Consider the following 1,504-nt stretch of genomic DNA (forward strand, 5'->3'; position numbering starts at 1 on the left):
CGCACCTCGGAGGACAGGTCCGGCGACTCCGCGACCGGCGGAGGTGCTTCCGGCGCGGCGGGCTCCGGGTGGGCGGCGGCCGTCCCCGTGGGGTCGGACGGGTCGAGGGCACCCGTCAGCGCCCCCAGGCGGAGGCGCGGCTTCGCGCGGGACACGTTCTGTTCGAAGGCTTTCTTCATGGGGAAATCTCAGCCGGCTTTCGTCGCGGTGCCGGCCTTCACCGCCGCGGCGTGCGCGGCCACCAGGCGCGGCAGCACGTTGTCCAGCATGGCCTGGATGTCGTTGGCCCCCTTGGACGTGGGGTCCGCGACGAACACCGGACGGCCCTCGCTGGAGGCCTGCGCGAACTTGGTGCACTGCCGGATGATGGTGGGCAGCAGGTACTCGGGGTAGTGCGTCTGGAGCGCCTCCAGCGCCTCCTTCGCCAGCTTGAAGGTGGCGTTGAAGGAGTTCACCACGATGAACACGTGGTCCAGCACGTGGTTCAGGTCCTCCTCCAGGCTCTGCACCGTTTCGAACAGCAGCTTGAGGCCGTGGAAGGACAGGAAGTCCGCGAGCACCGGCACGAACAGGTCGTTCGCGGCCATCAGCGCGTTCAGGTTGAGCAGGCCGAAGGACGGGGGCGCGTCGAAGACGATGAAGTCGTACTGCGCCTCCACGTCCTTGAGCGCGTTGCGCAGCTTGAACTCACGGCCCGCCATGGGCATCAGCGCCAGGTCCACCGTGGACATGCTCAGGTTGGACGGGATGAAGTCCAGGTTGGGCAGGGTGGACTTCTGCACCACCTGCGCGAGCGGCGTCTTGCGCACCAGCACGTCCAGCAGCGTCTTCTCGAAGTCCTCGCCCTCGTAGCCCAGGCACTTGGTGGCGTGGCCCTGGCTGTCCAGGTCGATGAGGAGGACCGCGTAGCCCAGCTCCGCCAGGCGCCACGCGTAGGAGGTGGACAGGGACGTCTTTCCGGTGCCGCCCTTGAAGTTGAGGAAGAGCTGGCGGCGGAGGCCCGCGGTGGGCGGGAACTTGTTGAGCGTCGTGCGCAGCTCCCACACGTCTTCCGGGCCGTAGGCGTCCTTGCGCAGCTCCGAGGGGATGGACTTCGGAGTCACGCCGAGCATCTCGGCCACCTGCTTCGAGCTGTACGTCGGCGCTTCCATGAACGACCCTTCGGATGACGTGTGAGGCTTGGGCTCGCTGCACCTTGCCTCAAGCGGCGAAGTATTTGTGCCCCCTTCGCACGATGGCCCCTCGGGCCACCAGCAGGGCAACAGCCTCCTGGGCCAGCTCCGCCGGAGCGGACAGCCCGGACGTCAGCTCGGCGAGCGAGCGTCCCCGGACGGCGACCCGCACCTCCTGCAACATCGCCCCACACAGCGCTTCCACGGGAGACGGGCCGCGCTTGGGAGGAACGGGCGGCGGCGCGGAAGGCGCGGGAGCCCGGCGGGAGGAGGCGCGCCATGGCGACCAGCGCGGCTGCACGGGCGTCCGCCGCGCGGCGGGCTGCGCGGGC

Annotated in this window: 1 protein-coding gene and 1 pseudogene; both read right to left on the minus strand. The window is 69.4% G+C overall.

The genetic code is table 11. From position 1 onward, the window contains the following. Window positions 1-188 precede the first annotated feature (188 nt). Entirely contained in the window at window positions 189-1,151 is a 963-nt protein-coding gene (locus tag ACLEQD_RS43185) for a ParA family protein (protein ID WP_171413097.1), read from the minus strand. A gap of 49 nt (window positions 1,152-1,200) precedes the next feature. Continuing rightward, window positions 1,201-1,504: pseudogene (locus ACLEQD_RS43190) on the minus strand (hypothetical protein); the annotation flags it as partial.

It is taken from the genome of Corallococcus sp. 4LFB (assembly GCF_046520365.1).
Taxonomy (GTDB): domain Bacteria; phylum Myxococcota; class Myxococcia; order Myxococcales; family Myxococcaceae; genus Corallococcus; species Corallococcus caeni.